Genomic DNA, 14,826 nt, shown 5'->3' on the forward strand with positions numbered 1-14,826 from the left:
AAATTTATAATACTAATTCTTTAATTGTTTGTAAGGCTTTAGGGATGTGTTTTGCAGCATTCATACTATCGAAAATTAAAATCACGACACCATTTCTATCAATAATATAAGTTACTCTCCCTGGCAAAAGACCAAATAAGTTATCCCTAACTCCAAAAAGTTTTCTTATTTTTTTATCCTGATCAGATAACAAAATGAAAGGCAACTGATATTTATTTGCAAATTTATGATGCGATTTTACGCTATCACTACTAATTCCAATAACTTCAGCCCCCAAATCTTTAAAGTCTTCGTATTGATCCCTGAAACTACAAGCTTCAGTCGTACAGCCCGGAGTATTATCTTTTGGGTAAAAATAAATCACGAGCGGTTTTCGACCTAAAACACTTTTACTTTCAAAAAGCTCTCCCTGATTATCTTTAGCAGTAAAATTTGGAACTATATCTCCTATTTTTAATGACATTTATTATTCTCCTTTATAAGTTACAAAATTGCGGTCTGTTTCATTCAAAACGATTTCTAAATCAAAATCGGATTGAATTCTTTTTCTAATTTTATTCCATATCACAACGGCAATATTTTCAGCTGTTGGATTCAAATCCTGAAATTCCGGCACATCCAGATTCAGGTTTTTGTGATCAAACGGAATTTCCACTTCTTGATGGATAATATCCGCCAATACCTTTACATCTAAAACAAAACCCGTTTCGGGATCAATTTTTCCAGTAACACTTACTGTTAAACCATAATTATGACCATGAAAATTGGCATTATTGCACTTTCCAAAAACAGCATCGTTTTTTTCGAATGTCCAATCTTTCCTGTGCAATCGATGTGCGGCATTAAAATGTGCTTTTCTTGATATAGTTACTCTCATTTGGGTTGTCGCTAATATGTATGTTAAAGTTTGTGGTCTTCTAAATAATGATAAAATTCATCAAAAATTATTTTAAACCACACGGTATAAATTTCGGGCCGATTTTCAATATCTATTTTTATATCTTCAATTTTCATCCACTTCCAATCCTCAGCTTCATCTAAATTAATGTTCGGATTACCACTATAATATCCAATCATCACATGGTCTAGCTCATGTTCCGTCAAACCATTATCAAAAGGGGCTTTATATATAAAATGAAATAATTCTTTTAAATCAGTTTTAAAACCCATTTCTTCAAATAACCTTCGGTTTCCTGCAGCTATATTTGTTTCTCCTTCGCGCTGATGACTACAACATGTATTGGTCCAAAGTAAAGGGGAATGATATTTTTGATGAGCTCTTTGTTGTAACATCACCTCGTTGTTTCCGTTTAAAATAAAGACCGAAAAAGCACGATGCAGAACCGCTTTTTCATGTGCTTCTAATTTTGGCATTAAGCCAATTTGTTCATCGTTATGATTAACTAATATTACGTTTTCTTCTATCATGGCTTTTATTGTACAAACAAAAATACGAAAAAAGAAATGGCTTGAAAATCTTAGAAAAGATTGTGAAAAGTTTAACGGGCTAACTATTTCATAAAACGCTAATAATCAGAATATTTGATTTGAATAAATTATTTTAAAAACCTCTATAACAAGAAATAAAAATCTAACGCTGCTGAGTTCACGTAAATAGGAAAAGTTAAATCATACTTAAAAAAATCTGAATTATAAATTATACCATATTAATTGACAAAGTCTAGTTGTACCTTTGATAAACAAAAATAAAGCCTCATGAAAATTATGAATACAAAATCTCAATTTTTCAGTCTTTGCTTTTTAATTCCGCTTTTTATTTTTCAAGCGTGCGGACAATCTGTAAAAAAACAAAATACAAAAACTGTTGTTATGGAAAACAAGATTAGCAAACCCGGAAATCCATATTATTCAAATACAGATACGACAAAGCTAAATGTGAGTGATGCCGAATGGAAAAAAGTATTACCCGAAGATGTATATGCCGTAATGCGTCAGGCTGATACTGAAAGACCTTTTACCGGAAAATATTGGAATACCGACGAAAAAGGAACTTATTATTGTGCTTCGTGCGGGAACAAACTTTTTAGATCTGGTGCAAAATTTTCCAGCAATTGTGGATGGCCGAGCTTTTTTGAACAGGATAATAAAAAAAGTGTTATTTATAAAAGTGACAATTCATTGGGAATGGAAAGAACTGAAGCTCTTTGTGGTCGTTGTAACGGACATCTGGGCCACTTATTTGATGACGGCCCTGAACCTACAGGAAAGCGTTATTGCATGAACTCAATTGCTCTTGATTTTATTCCTGACAACAAATAATTAAAACAATGAAAAATATACTTGCTATTTGTATTTTCGCATTATTCCTAAACGGATTTGCCCAAACAAAAAAAACTTCAAGTTTAGAAACCATTACCCTTGGCGGAGGTTGTTATTGGTGTGTTGAAGCGGTTTATGAGAATTTAAACGGCGTTAAATCAGTTGTTTCGGGATTCTCCGGAGGAAAAGACGCTAATCCAACTTATGAAGATGTCTCTACAGGAACATCCGGACATGCAGAAGTTGTACAGATTACATTTGATAATACCGTAACTGACATTAATCAAATTTTTAAGGTTTTCTTTACCGTGCACGATCCAACAACATTAAACAGACAAGGTGCAGATGTTGGGACCCAATATCGTTCTGTGATTTTTTATAAAAATGAAGAACAAAAAAAAGCGGCTCAAAACATTATTGCCGAACTTAATAAAGAAAAAGTTTACAACAGCCCGATTGTGACAAAAGTAGAACCGCTTACAAAATTTTACAAAGCCGAAGATTATCATCAAAATTATTATGCAAAGAATAAAAACCAACCCTATTGCAAAATGGTCATTCAGCCTAAAATAGAAAAATTTGAAAAAGTTTTTAAAACTAAATTAAAAAAGAAATAAATTAATACTTTACTTAAAGATATTTCTATAAAAAAATCTGTTTCATAATTTACGAAACAGATTTTTTTATTATAATATGTACTTAATTCTTAATGTGTCACGTCTAATGAATAGAATTTCACATTGGCATAAGATCCTGTTATATCACCCTGCAGATTACATCCTACTGTAAAGTAATTATCAAAAGCTCCCCATTTTTTATAATTATCTCCAGAGTATACTTTTGTTTCTCTATTTACTGTTACTTCCATTTTTCCGTCAGTAATTTCAATTTCCAAAGTAAACTTATCACCATTTACCTTATTTTTAAATGTATGTCCATCGTCATCAATCCAGGAATCTTCCTTCAATAAATCATTTCCTGAAATTGATGGATCAGCAATTCTCTTAGATCTTAATTTTATATAGCCATTATCCCAGTATACTTTTAATATTGAAGGTGCATTTTTGTCTTTAGCACCAATTAAACTAACCTGGTCTTCTTTTAGCCTTCCTCCTATCTGAACAAAAATTACTCGTGGATTAATATCGTTTTTCTTAGAAATTTCTCCCATTTTAACCACTGCTTTCAGTTTCGCACCTTGCCTGAAACTCCAGCCGGCATCACCACCAAATGAGTTTTGTTCTTTTAGATCAGTCTTATTGAAAGTTCTTGTTGATTTAATAGATGGATAGGCGTAAAAAACCAATGATCTGTCTGATAAATCATTAAACATAAACTTATGAATTTCAAAATTATTGGCGTAATCTAACAATTTTGGTGCTTTATAAGTCGTCACTGAACCTTCCGGGATAGTTAATTTCCATAAAGTCAAATCTATTTTTGGTGCTTTTTGGGCATGACCTATTAAAGTAATACAAGTGAATAATACAAAAAAACAAGGTTTAATTTTTTTCATTTCCGTTTGGTTTAAGTTAATAATAAAACATTGATTTAAGAGCAATCTAACTATAAGAAATTCTTAAAAAATAAATTTTAAATAATCCTTATATTAAATTTAGATACTACATCCAACTCTTTGTAATCGATTGCATAAAAATAGATTTTTTTTACGATTACTTTCTAATTTTTTTTATATTTTTTTATATTTAATAAAAAAACAATTAAAAAAATACGAACATCCAAAGAAGACATCGAAAAACCTGAACTATTAAGAGGAAAAAAAGGTTAAAAAAGAAAAATCCTTAAACGTCTTTTTAACATAAATTAAAAATTAATCCTTAAATTTTTACAAAAACAGGATGTGAGGTCTTAAAACACAGAATAAAGATAAAAATCGGCTTTTTATATTAAAGTAACGGCTAGAATGGCACTTAGAAATAAGAGTCGGATAAAATAAAGGAAGTATAAATTATAAACTATTGATTTCAATTCCTGTTGCTTCAGATAATTCAAGTATTTTACACACTTCATCTTTATTTACAACAAAAAACAAATAATTATCCCCATGCGTGTCATAGGTCATCAACTCTAAGTCTAATTTCGTTAAAGCAGCTTGTATATAGGGAAACAAATCATGACTGTACGTTTCTTCCGGGTATTCGAAATTCAGATTTTTACCAATCATTCCTGAAATAAAATATTCAGCATCTTCCGGATCAAATTTCCAATCGCTATTCCAACAATTTATAGCTTCAAAAAATTCAAAATGTCCTTCAACCACTTTATGATATTCTTTTGACTCTTTTTTGAAATTCTTAAAAAGTTTTTTAGATTGTTTCTTAAGAAGTTTTTCATCAGCATTTCCTCTTGAAATTAATCTGATAAATTCTTCAAAAGTTTTCGTTGTAACTTCAATTTCTTCTGGTAGTAAATTATCTGTTGAAGAAACTTCAATGCTTTCGGGTATTTCAATTTGCAAATACTGGCAAATTCCCTGCACAATTCTCTCAAATTCTTTAAATCCTATTTTCTGTACGTCGCTTTTAGGATTTTTTATATCAATGTATTCAGTATCCAGAATTCCTTTGGTGTAATCAAAAAAGTAATTATTAGTATATAAAATTCTAAAATCGTTGGTTTCTAAGCTATTGGTGCAACAAAAGAAAATGATGAAATTATGCAAAACATGCTTCAGATGCTTTTTTATTTCCGGAGTTGGTTCTGTATAAAACTGAATGTGAATATAATCAAATTCTAATCCCTCATTTATCTGATCTTCAGTTATAGGCCCGATATTAATCTTTTCATACAATTCATTTAAAACTTCATAAGCATTTTTATAACCAGCTCTCTTAATTTCGTTTTGTGCTTCTTGATAATTAAATGAAGCAGGAAACGAATATAAATTTACTGCAACTGTATCATAAATACCTTTTATTTTAAACTCGAATTTATTTTGCTCATGATATAAATAAGAATAAATAGCATCTAAAATACCAAAAGACACAATTGATTTTGGATCATTATCTCTTCCAAAGAAATTAGAAAAGAAGTTTTTCATGAAAGACATAATCATTTCAAAGTTTCTGCAATCATCAAAGCGCATTTTTCGCCATCTATTGCGGCCGAAATTATTCCGCCGGCATAACCTGCCCCTTCTCCACACGGATATAAACCTTTAATTTGCAAATGTTCGTATGTTTCAGGATTTCTCGGAATCCGAACTGGTGATGAAGTCCTGCTTTCCGGCGCATGCAATATTGCCTCATTGGTTAAATAGCCACGCATTGATTTTCCAAATTCATTAAATCCTTCACGCAAAATCTGTGATAAAAACCCAGGAAAAACCTGCCCCATTTCCACAGAAGTTGTTCCGGGAACATATGAGGTTTTAGGAATGTCTGATGACACCTTATTTTGTGTAAAATCTACCATTCTTTGTGCGGGAACTTTTTGGGTTTCGCCAGCCAAATGCCATGCTTTTTGCTCGATACTTTTCTGAAATTCCATTCCTGCCAAAGCACCAAATTTAGCGAAAGGCTTAAAATCTTCCAACTTCAATTCGATTACAATTCCTGAATTTGCCGTAACCTGATCACGTTTTGATGGTGACCAGCCGTTGGTAACCACTTCGCCCGGGCTTGTCGCACAAGGCGCAATTACACCACCGGGACACATGCAAAATGAATACATACCGCGGCCATTAACCTGCTTCACAATAGAATAAGGCGCTGGTGGCAAATGTTCTCCGCGATAATCGCAACTATATTGAATACTGTCGATTAACTCTTGAGAATGCTCAGCACGAACACCCAATGCAAAAGGTTTTGCTTCAATAAAAATTTTCTTTTTATCTAATAATTCAAAAATATCACGTGCTGAATGCCCTGTTGCCAGGATTAGTTTATTGGCAAGAACGGTATCTCCGTTTTGAGTTACAATTCCTTCCACCTCGTTATTTTTCACCAAAATATCAGTCACTCTTGTATCAAACAAAACCTGACCGCCAAATTCAATTATTTTATTTCGAATGTCTTCGATGATTTTAGGCAATTTATTGGTTCCTATATGCGGATGCGCTTCTATCAATATATCTTCAGAAGCTCCAAAAGCAACTAAAAGTTCTAAAATTCTGGTTACATCGCCACGTTTTTTAGAGCGTGTATATAATTTTCCGTCAGAATACGTTCCAGCACCGCCTTCTCCAAAACAATAATTAGAATCTTCGTTAACCAAATGATCTACATTGATCGCTTTTAAGTCACGTCGGCGTCCCCGAACATCTTTTCCTCGTTCAACAACAATTGGTTTTATGCCTAATTCAATTAATTGCAATGCAGCAAAAAGTCCGGCCGGGCCTGCACCAACTACAATCACTTCCTGTGCAGAAGAAACGTCTTTATATATAGGTAATTCAATTTTAGTTTCCTGAAAAGGTTCGCCTTGCAGATAGACAACTACTTTCAAATTGATTTTTATCGCTTTTTGACGTGCATCAATTGAACGTTTTAAAATTGAGACATGCTGAATTTCCTGTGGAGAAACTTTTATCTGTTTAGACAAATAATCTTTAAGCAATAATTCGTTTGCTGCTATTTCCGGTGTTACCTGAAGTAAAAGTTCTCTTGGCATTGTATCGTAATTTATTCTATTAGCTTTTCTATTTATGAAAAGAACATGCAAAAATAACATTTTGAACTGAAATTAAGAGACTAATATAAAATCCATTTTCAAGATAGACTTTGTACCTTTGTATCTCAGGAACTTTGCATCTTAAAATAATGTCTAGAAAAATAAAACTAATTTGGGATTTCCGTGGTCCGGCTTCTGCCAAAACAGCTGAGCATCATGAAATTCATTTGAAGGAATATATCGTGATCGAAAAATTACCGTTGAATATTACCGGTTTTAAGATAATAAACGACATGCAGGCGATTGCTTTTATGGTTGTTACCGATGAGAATATGATTCAGGTAAGAGATGCTTTGAAACCGCATCGTGGGGAAGTTTATTCTGAAGAGTAATTTAGTCTCAGTTTCCAGTCTCAGTAAGAAACTGGAAACTGAGACTGGAAACTTTTTTTAATTAGCTACTTCACTAATGAACTTAATTCGCATCAAACGCAATTCATCAATATCATATTCACCATCGAATTCTTTAAGGGCATCTTCGATTTTATCAGATTCTGATTCCATGAAATAATCGTGAATTTCTTCCTGCTGATCATCATCAAGCATATCATCTACCCAATATTTAATATTCAATTTGGTTCCGGCATATACAATCATTTCCATTTCTTTGATCAAAGCATCCATTGAAAGCCCTTTTGCAGAAGCAATGTCACTCAATGGTAACTTTCGATCAATATTCTGAATGATGTACAATTTATTTGCAGAGTTTACTCCGGTAGATTTTACCACTAAATCATCTGGACGAATAACATCATTATCTTCAACATAACGGTTGATTAAAGTAACAAAATCCCCTCCATATTTTTTAGCTTTTCCTTCACCAACACCATGAATATTAAATAGTTCAGCAATTGTAATTGGATATTTTAAAGCCATATCTTCCAGAGAAGGATCCTGAAAAACCACAAACGGAGGAACTCCTAATTTTTTGGCTACTTTTTTACGTAATTCACGCAACATCCCCATTAAAACCTCATCAGCCGTACCGGAAGATTTTGCTGCTGTAACAATTGCTTCGTCTTCAGATTCATTATATTCATGATCCTCAGACATCATGAACGAAATCGGTTTTTTAATAAAATCCAATCCGCTTTTGGTGATTTTTACAACACCATATGTTTCAATATCTTTTGATAAATACCCTGCTACCAAAACTTGTCTGAGCAATGCCATCCAATATTTTTCGTCATGATCAGAACCTGATCCAAAATAAGACTGGGTATCTGTCCTGTGCGCTTTGATAACAGCATTGATACGACCAATTAGGGTAAATACGATTTCTTTTGATTTGTAAATGTGTTTGGTATCCCTGACAATTTCCAATAATTTAACAACCTGCTCTTTTGCTTCAATTCGGGTTTTAGGATTTCGAACATTATCATCCATATCTGCACCATCACCATTATCCGGAAATTCTTCACCAAAATAGTGCAATAAGAACTTCCTGCGTGACATGGAGGTTTCAGCGTAAGCCACTACTTCCTGCAATAAGGCAAAACCAATTTCCTGTTCGGCAACTGGTTTTCCAGACATGAATTTTTCCAGCTTCTCAACATCTTTATAAGAATAATAGGCCAGACAATGCCCTTCTCCCCCATCACGACCGGCACGACCAGTTTCCTGATAATAACTTTCTAATGATTTTGGAATATCGTGATGAATTACAAAACGAACATCAGGTTTATCTATTCCCATTCCGAAAGCAATTGTTGCTACCACTACATCAACATCTTCCATTAAAAACATATCCTGGTGCTTCGCTCTTGTTTTAGCATCTAAACCTGCGTGATACGGAACGGCACTTATGCCGTTAACCTGTAAAACTTCAGCAATAGATTCGACTTTCTTTCGGCTTAAACAGTAAATAATACCTGACTTTCCTTTGTGTTGTTTGATAAACCGAATAATATCCGATTCTATATTTTTAGTTTTTGTTCGAACTTCGTAGTATAAATTAGGTCTGTTGAATGATGCTTTGAAAGTATTTGCATCAGACATGTCCAGGTTTTTAAGAATATCTTCCTGTACTTTTGGGGTAGCAGTTGCAGTAAGACCGATAATTGGAACAGTACCTAACTGCTTTATTATATTTTTCAGGTTTCTGTATTCTGGCCTGAAATCATGACCCCATTCTGAAATACAATGTGCTTCATCAATTGCGACAAAAGAAATTGGTACACTTTGTAAAAAAGCAACATATTCTTCTTTTGTCAAAGATTCAGGTGCAACATACAAAAGCTTGGTCAATCCGGAAGTAATATCTTTTTTTACCTGAGTGATTTCAGTTTTTGTAAGAGAGGAATTCAAAACATGGGCAATCCCGTTTTCTGAAGAAAGGCTTCTGATTGCATCAACCTGATTTTTCATCAAAGCAATCAAAGGAGAAACAACAATAGCAGTTCCATCCTGAATTAATGCGGGCAATTGATAACAAAGAGACTTACCGCCACCAGTAGGCATGATAACAAACGTATTTTTTCTGTTTAAAATACTGGTAATGACTTGCTCCTGCAAACCCTTAAATTGGCTAAAGCCGAAATACTTCTTTAATTCTTTATGTATTTCAATTTCGTTTGAATTCATTCTTTATTTTATGGTATTTTGTATAAATTTGCATTATAAAGATACAAATTTCTTTCACACTCACAAATTTTAACTTTCCTGTTTTGATAACAAAAGAAAATATTTTAGCTATCGCAAAAAAAACAATACTTTCTGAAAGTGAAGCAATTACAAAACTAATTGACTTTCTTGATGAAAATTTTTACGAAGCAACACAGCGCATTTACGAAACTAAAGGAAGATTAATCGTAACAGGAATTGGAAAGAGCGCTATTATTGCACAAAAAATGGTTGCTACTTTTAACTCTACAGGAACCCCCTCTATGTTTCTTCATGCTTCCGAAGCTATTCATGGCGACTTAGGAATGATACAAAATGATGATATCATAATCTGTATTTCAAAAAGCGGTAACAGTCCTGAAATCAAAGCTTTAGTTCCTTTATTAAAACGTTTTGGAAACATTTTAATTGGAATAACAGGAAACATTACTTCGTTTTTAGCGAAAGGTTCTGATTATGTTTTAAATACGACTGTTGACATGGAAGCATGCCCAATTAATCTTGCACCAACCAATAGTACAACTGCACAATTGGTTATGGGGGATGCCCTGGCGGTATGCCTGATGGAAATGCGTGATTTTAAACCTGAAGATTTTGCCGTTTATCATCCTGGCGGTGCCTTAGGCAAGAAATTACTACTTCGTGTAAAAGATATGATCGAAAATTCATTAAAACCAATGGTAACTGCGGATACATCAATCAAAAAAGTTATTTTTGAAATATCTGAAAAAAGATTAGGTGTTACTGCTGTTATCGAAAATGATAAAATTATCGGGATTATTACCGATGGGGATATCAGAAGAATGTTGAACGACAGAGATACTTTTACAGATTTAACAGCTAAAGATATTATGACAAAAAATCCAAAATTAGTAACGTCCGAAACAATGGCAGTTGATGCATTAAATATTCTGGAAGACTTTTCGATAACACAATTGATTGTTTCGGACAATGGAGAATATAAAGGAGTTTTACATTTACATGACATTTTAAAAGAGGGAATTGTATAATGGCAAAGAAAAACCTTAGCGAAATGTCATTTTTAGATCATCTGGAAGAACTAAGATGGCTATTAGTCCGAAGTACAATTGCTGTTCTTGTAATGGCTTTTTTTACTTATTTTATTAGCGACTACCTGTTTGATGTTATACTGTTAGGCCCCACAAGACCTACCTTTTTTACTTATCAATATTTTTGCGAATTATCGCATCAATTAGGTTTTGCAGATAACATTTGCATTACTGAAATGAATTTCATCATTCAGAATACAGAAATGGAAGGCCAGATAAACATATTTATATGGATGTGTATTTTAGCCGGATTTATTTTGGGATTCCCTTATATATTATGGGAAATATGGAAGTTTATCAGCCCTGCCTTATATGAGAAAGAGAGAAAAAATGCACGGTTATTTATTTTTGCATCCTCATTGCTTTTTTTCTTAGGTGTTATTTTCGGTTATTATGTTGTAATTCCGATGTCTGTAAATTTCGTTGCAACATTTTCTGTGAGTGATGTTGTTCAAAATCAATTTACTTTAAGCTCTTATATGGGAATGGTAAAAACAAGTCTTTTAGCGGGTGGCTTATTTTTTGAATTACCTATAATTATTTATTTCCTGACCAAACTAGGGCTAGTAACTCCAACTTTCTTAAGAAAATACTGGAAATATGCTGTTGTTATTATACTTATTGTAGCTGCAATTGTTACTCCTCCGGATGTTGTAAGCCAGACTATCGTTGCCATCCCAATGTTAATAATCTATGAAGTAAGTATTCTTATCTCAAAAATTGTTTATAAAAATAAAAACACAGAAAATGTCTGAAATCATTCAAGAGTTTAATGAGTATCGTTCTAAAATGAACGAAAAATTACTGGCTGACAACAATAAAATTGTAAAACGCATTTTTAATCTTGACACAAATGCTTATGCTCCCGGTGCTCTTGACGTTAAAACTAAAGAACTTTTAGGGTTGGTTGCTTCAGCCGTTTTACGCTGCGATGACTGCGTAAAATATCATTTAGAAACAAGTTTCAAGGAAGGCGTTTCAAAGGAAGAAATGATGGAAGCGATGGGAATTGCTACTTTGGTTGGTGGGACAATTGTAATTCCTCACTTAAGAAGAGCATACGAATTCTGGGAAGCTTTAGAGGAGAACGCCCATTAGATAATTTTAAAAATGTGTCAATTAAATAATTTTGAAAATGCAATTATTTGTTAATTCCTTTATCTGATTGATTATTTTACTTTTAATTTGCTTCTTCTAATTTACTCATAAATTGAATTGAGCTAATTTTTCAATTATCTCATTTTCTAATTATCACATTATCTAATTAAAAAAATGAAGCTAAGAGCCGATAATTTAATCAAAACCTACAAAGGCCGCAGTGTTGTAAAAGGAATTTCTGTTGAAGTAAATCAAGGGGAAATCGTTGGTCTTTTGGGTCCCAATGGCGCCGGAAAAACAACTTCTTTTTACATGATCGTGGGATTGGTAAAACCAAATTCAGGAAATATTTATCTTGATGATTTGAATATTACCGATTATCCAATGTACAAACGTGCCCAGCAGGGAATTGGTTATTTAGCACAGGAAGCATCCGTTTTCAGAAAATTAAGCATTGAAGATAACATCCTGAGTGTTTTGCAATTAACCAAACTTTCCAAAGAGGAACAAGTTGCCAAAATGGAAAGTTTAATTGAAGAATTCAGCTTAGAACACATTCGCACCAACCGGGGCGACTTACTTTCCGGAGGAGAACGCCGTCGTACCGAAATTGCACGTGCATTGGCTACTGATCCAAAATTTATTTTATTGGATGAACCTTTTGCTGGAGTTGACCCTGTTGCGGTTGAAGACATACAAAGAATTGTAGCTCAGCTAAAAAATAAAAATATCGGAATCTTGATTACTGATCACAACGTTCAGGAAACTTTAGCAATTACCGACAAAACATATCTGATGTTTGAAGGAGGGATTTTGAAAGCAGGTATTCCCGAAGAATTAGTAGAAGATGAAATGGTTCGCCGCGTTTACCTTGGACAAAATTTCGAATTACGTAAAAAGAAACTTGAATTTTAAGGAAGTAGACAGTCGCAGTTTTTAGTTTGCAGTTTTACTTGAGACTGAAAACGGAGGGATTTCGAAAACAGATATTCCCGAAGAATTAGTAGAAGATGAAATGGTACGCTGTGTTTACCTTGGACAAAATTTAGAATTACGTAAAAAGAAACTTAAATTTTAAGGAAGTAGACAGTCGCAGTTTTTAGTTTGCAGTTTACTGAGACTGAAAAAGAAGGGATTTTGAAAACAGATATTCCCGAAGAATTAGTAGAAGATGAAATGGTACGCTGTGTTTACCTTGGACAAAATTTAGAATTACGTAAAAATAAACTTGAATTTTAAGGAAGTAGACAGTCGCAGTTTTTAGTTTGCAGTTTACTGAGACTGAAAAAGAAGGGATTTTGAAAACAGGTATTCCCGAAGAATTAGTGGACGATGAAATGGTACGCTGTGTTTACCTTGTACAAAATTTAGAATTACGTAAAAATAAACTTGAATTTTAAGGAAGTAGACAGTCGCAGTTTTTAGTTTGCAGTTACTGAGACTGAAAACTTGAGACTAAAAACTAAAATCACTCAACGGTTATAAACTGCAGCTGCTCTAAATCTCCGTTATATATATTTACATCAACACGGTGTTTTATTCCCGGCAAAGATGCTTTTTCTGTAAATTGCCAAAAAAGCCAGTCGTCTTCAATTTTCTCCCTGTAAAAATTGTAGTTGGCAATCCAAAAGAGATATTCGCCAAATTCTTCTTTCAAAAAATCACTGTAATAGCGCTCTCCTGTATAGATTATCGGCCGTACCTGATAATGGGCTTCAACTTTATTTAACCATCTCTTTAATCCTTTTTTCAGACTGTCCAAAGATTGATTTTTGGGCAATCTTTCAATATCCAAAACGGGAGGTAAATCACCTTTTTGCAACTTTACCGTTTTGATAAAAAAATCTGCCTGTTCAATAGAATTTTCATTAGGTCGATAATAATGATAGGCCCCTCTAATAATTTTATATTTTTTAGCGCCCTTCCAGTTATGCTCAAACTGTCTGTCAATTCTATTATTGCCTGCAGTTGCACGAATAAAGACAAATTGAACAGGATATTTTTCTTCAAAAATTTCTATTTCACCCCAATCAACGATTCCCTGAAATTCAGATACATCTATACCTACAACTTTACCTTTATGTTTCTCCAGAACCTGAATATTACGAACGTCAGAAAGATGCTTATCAACTTCATCTTCACTTAAAACCTTACCTGATTTAAATCCCAAATAATACGCAAGGCCATCACGATAATGATAAACTCCAAATAAAAAGAGCAATCCTAAACTTGTCGCAACAACAAATCGTAACACTTTGCTAAAAATCGATTTATTAGGTTTCGTTTTTCGGTTATAAGTAGTTCTTCGCGAAGTCGTTTTTCTTTTCATTCAAATAAAACTACTTTTTCAAAAACTTATTATTTACTACGGACAGCATCACGTAAAAAATGATAACCAATGGAATCGCCACATAATGAAGTAACAACACTAACACAATAGAAATCAACAGAAAAATAACCTGAATTATATTATCTTTCAGATTAAACTTCTTGATTTTTAAAGCAAATAATGGAATTTCGGCATTCAGAATATAAGCACTACATAACGTGATCGCTAACAAAATCCATTGATTGGTTAAAATTTCAAGAATTATTAAAGAATTTGAAAATTCAATAACCAACGGCAAACTCAAAATAAAAAGTGCATTTGCCGGCGTCGGCAAACCAATAAACGAATCAGTCTGGCGTGTATCTATATTAAAATTCGCTAAACGATAACAAGATCCTAAAGTAATTATAAATCCTAAGAACGGAATAAAAGAGTTTGTTCCTATTTCATGCGCACTATTGGTAAACATGCTAAACATCACGTAACCCGGAACAACTCCACTCGTTACCATATCTGCCAAAGAATCCAATTGCAGACCCAATGGGCTGGAAACTTTAAATAAGCGGGCAAAAAAGCCATCAAAAAAATCAAGAAAAATACCTAAACAAACAAAATAAAAAGCCATTACAAAATTACTTTCCGAAACAAAAACTACAGCAATACAGCCGCAAAAAAGATTAAGCAATGTAATTAAGTTAGGAATGTGTTTTTTAATATTCATGTTTTAAAATTTTGA

16 protein-coding genes and 2 pseudogenes are annotated in these 14,826 nt (G+C 33.1%); 9 read left to right on the forward strand and 9 right to left on the reverse strand.

What is annotated here, in order from left to right:
* Positions 1–4: 4 nt before the first annotated feature.
* Genes J2W48_RS04175 through idi form a run of 3 tightly spaced genes read right to left on the reverse strand, consistent with a single transcriptional unit; the run spans position 5 to position 1,428 of the window.
* Positions 5–463, reverse strand: coding sequence for a peroxiredoxin (locus tag J2W48_RS04175; protein WP_310278521.1), 459 nt, complete (start codon positions 461–463; stop codon positions 5–7).
* Between the two features lie 3 nt (positions 464–466).
* On the reverse strand, positions 467–877 hold the full coding sequence (locus J2W48_RS04180) for a 6-carboxytetrahydropterin synthase (RefSeq protein WP_310278523.1): 411 nt from the start codon (positions 875–877) through the stop codon (positions 467–469).
* Positions 878–900: 23 nt separating this feature from the next.
* The gene (idi, locus tag J2W48_RS04185) at positions 901–1,428 is read right to left on the reverse strand and encodes an isopentenyl-diphosphate Delta-isomerase (protein ID WP_310278525.1); all 528 of its coding nucleotides are present in this window, start codon (positions 1,426–1,428) and stop codon (positions 901–903) included.
* 297 nt (positions 1,429–1,725) lie between these two features.
* Between idi and msrB the strand changes: the two genes are divergently transcribed.
* Together msrB and msrA are read left to right on the forward strand one after the other, a co-directional pair.
* On the forward strand, positions 1,726–2,280 hold the full coding sequence (msrB, locus tag J2W48_RS04190) for a peptide-methionine (R)-S-oxide reductase MsrB (protein ID WP_310278527.1): 555 nt from the start codon (positions 1,726–1,728) through the stop codon (positions 2,278–2,280).
* 8 nt (positions 2,281–2,288) lie between these two features.
* Positions 2,289–2,897, forward strand: a complete 609-nt coding sequence (gene msrA / locus J2W48_RS04195; RefSeq protein WP_310278529.1) for a peptide-methionine (S)-S-oxide reductase MsrA — start codon at positions 2,289–2,291, stop codon at positions 2,895–2,897.
* Positions 2,898–2,986: 89 nt separating this feature from the next.
* Here the strand turns inward: msrA and J2W48_RS04200 are convergent, their stop codons facing one another.
* From J2W48_RS04200 to J2W48_RS04210, 3 genes are all read right to left on the reverse strand, one after another.
* Positions 2,987–3,796, reverse strand: a complete 810-nt coding sequence (locus J2W48_RS04200) for a polysaccharide lyase family 7 protein (protein ID WP_310278531.1) — start codon at positions 3,794–3,796, stop codon at positions 2,987–2,989.
* Between the two features lie 453 nt (positions 3,797–4,249).
* Positions 4,250–5,341 (reverse strand): DUF6630 family protein, encoded by a 1,092-nt coding sequence (locus J2W48_RS04205; protein ID WP_310278534.1) that lies wholly within the window; start codon positions 5,339–5,341, stop codon positions 4,250–4,252.
* An 11-nt stretch (positions 5,342–5,352) separates the two neighbouring features.
* On the reverse strand, positions 5,353–6,912 hold the full coding sequence (locus J2W48_RS04210) for an NAD(P)/FAD-dependent oxidoreductase (RefSeq protein WP_310278537.1): 1,560 nt from the start codon (positions 6,910–6,912) through the stop codon (positions 5,353–5,355).
* Between the two features lie 149 nt (positions 6,913–7,061).
* Between J2W48_RS04210 and J2W48_RS04215 the strand changes: the two genes are divergently transcribed.
* A complete protein-coding gene (locus tag J2W48_RS04215) occupies positions 7,062–7,304 on the forward strand; it encodes a hypothetical protein (RefSeq protein ID WP_310278540.1) in 243 nt (80 codons plus the stop codon).
* A 57-nt stretch (positions 7,305–7,361) separates the two neighbouring features.
* Here J2W48_RS04215 and recQ read toward each other — a convergent pair whose 3' ends face one another.
* Positions 7,362–9,554: a DNA helicase RecQ gene (gene recQ, locus J2W48_RS04220; RefSeq protein ID WP_310278543.1), complete on the reverse strand. Its 2,193-nt coding sequence runs from the start codon at positions 9,552–9,554 to the stop codon at positions 7,362–7,364.
* A gap of 83 nt (positions 9,555–9,637) precedes the next feature.
* On the opposite strand from recQ, the gene J2W48_RS04225 reads away from it, so the two are divergent.
* From J2W48_RS04225 to J2W48_RS04250, 6 genes and pseudogenes are all read left to right on the forward strand, one after another.
* On the forward strand, positions 9,638–10,603 hold the full coding sequence (locus J2W48_RS04225) for a KpsF/GutQ family sugar-phosphate isomerase (RefSeq protein WP_310278546.1): 966 nt from the start codon (positions 9,638–9,640) through the stop codon (positions 10,601–10,603).
* The gene (gene tatC / locus J2W48_RS04230; RefSeq protein WP_310278550.1) at positions 10,603–11,418 is read left to right on the forward strand and encodes a twin-arginine translocase subunit TatC; all 816 of its coding nucleotides are present in this window, start codon (positions 10,603–10,605) and stop codon (positions 11,416–11,418) included. The genes J2W48_RS04225 and tatC overlap by 1 nt, the downstream gene beginning before the upstream one ends.
* Entirely contained in the window at positions 11,411–11,761 is a 351-nt protein-coding gene (locus tag J2W48_RS04235) for a carboxymuconolactone decarboxylase family protein (protein WP_310278552.1), read from the forward strand. Before tatC ends, J2W48_RS04235 begins: the two co-directional genes overlap by 8 nt.
* Positions 11,762–11,935: 174 nt before the next feature.
* On the forward strand, positions 11,936–12,676 hold the full coding sequence (gene lptB / locus J2W48_RS04240) for an LPS export ABC transporter ATP-binding protein (RefSeq protein WP_140507447.1): 741 nt from the start codon (positions 11,936–11,938) through the stop codon (positions 12,674–12,676).
* Between the two features lie 52 nt (positions 12,677–12,728).
* A pseudogene (locus J2W48_RS23185) lies at positions 12,729–12,839 on the forward strand (LPS export ABC transporter ATP-binding protein); the annotation flags it as partial.
* A gap of 53 nt (positions 12,840–12,892) precedes the next feature.
* Positions 12,893–13,000, forward strand: a pseudogene (locus J2W48_RS04250) (LPS export ABC transporter ATP-binding protein); the annotation flags it as partial.
* Between the two features lie 229 nt (positions 13,001–13,229).
* Here the strand turns inward: J2W48_RS04250 and J2W48_RS04260 are convergent.
* Both J2W48_RS04260 and J2W48_RS04265 read right to left on the reverse strand, forming a co-directional pair.
* Positions 13,230–14,090, reverse strand: a complete 861-nt coding sequence (locus tag J2W48_RS04260) for a glycoside hydrolase family 25 protein (RefSeq protein ID WP_310278557.1) — start codon at positions 14,088–14,090, stop codon at positions 13,230–13,232.
* A gap of 10 nt (positions 14,091–14,100) precedes the next feature.
* On the reverse strand, positions 14,101–14,811 hold the full coding sequence (locus tag J2W48_RS04265) for a CDP-alcohol phosphatidyltransferase family protein (RefSeq protein WP_310278560.1): 711 nt from the start codon (positions 14,809–14,811) through the stop codon (positions 14,101–14,103).
* Positions 14,812–14,826 lie beyond the last annotated feature (15 nt).

Source organism: Flavobacterium piscis, assembly GCF_031457575.1.
Classification (GTDB): domain Bacteria; phylum Bacteroidota; class Bacteroidia; order Flavobacteriales; family Flavobacteriaceae; genus Flavobacterium; species Flavobacterium piscis_A.

Bases quoted from the DNA above. Each gene is read 5' to 3' on its own strand.
- J2W48_RS04215 (WP_310278540.1), top strand. From the start codon at position 7,062: ATGTCTAGAAAAATAAAACTAATTTGGGATTTCCGTGGTCCGGCTTCT.
- J2W48_RS04175 (WP_310278521.1), bottom strand. From the start codon at position 463: ATGTCATTAAAAATAGGAGATATAGTTCCAAATTTTACTGCTAAAGAT.
- J2W48_RS04210 (WP_310278537.1), bottom strand. From the start codon at position 6,912: ATGCCAAGAGAACTTTTACTTCAGGTAACACCGGAAATAGCAGCAAAC.
- tatC (WP_310278550.1), top strand. From the start codon at position 10,603: ATGGCAAAGAAAAACCTTAGCGAAATGTCATTTTTAGATCATCTGGAA.
- idi (WP_310278525.1), bottom strand. From the start codon at position 1,428: ATGATAGAAGAAAACGTAATATTAGTTAATCATAACGATGAACAAATT.
- J2W48_RS04235 (WP_310278552.1), top strand. From the start codon at position 11,411: ATGTCTGAAATCATTCAAGAGTTTAATGAGTATCGTTCTAAAATGAAC.
- msrA (WP_310278529.1), top strand. From the start codon at position 2,289: ATGAAAAATATACTTGCTATTTGTATTTTCGCATTATTCCTAAACGGA.
- J2W48_RS04265 (WP_310278560.1), bottom strand. From the start codon at position 14,811: ATGAATATTAAAAAACACATTCCTAACTTAATTACATTGCTTAATCTT.
- J2W48_RS04200 (WP_310278531.1), bottom strand. From the start codon at position 3,796: ATGAAAAAAATTAAACCTTGTTTTTTTGTATTATTCACTTGTATTACT.
- J2W48_RS04180 (WP_310278523.1), bottom strand. From the start codon at position 877: ATGAGAGTAACTATATCAAGAAAAGCACATTTTAATGCCGCACATCGA.
- J2W48_RS04205 (WP_310278534.1), bottom strand. From the start codon at position 5,341: ATGAAAAACTTCTTTTCTAATTTCTTTGGAAGAGATAATGATCCAAAA.
- J2W48_RS04260 (WP_310278557.1), bottom strand. From the start codon at position 14,090: ATGAAAAGAAAAACGACTTCGCGAAGAACTACTTATAACCGAAAAACG.
- recQ (WP_310278543.1), bottom strand. From the start codon at position 9,554: ATGAATTCAAACGAAATTGAAATACATAAAGAATTAAAGAAGTATTTC.
- msrB (WP_310278527.1), top strand. From the start codon at position 1,726: ATGAATACAAAATCTCAATTTTTCAGTCTTTGCTTTTTAATTCCGCTT.
- lptB (WP_140507447.1), top strand. From the start codon at position 11,936: ATGAAGCTAAGAGCCGATAATTTAATCAAAACCTACAAAGGCCGCAGT.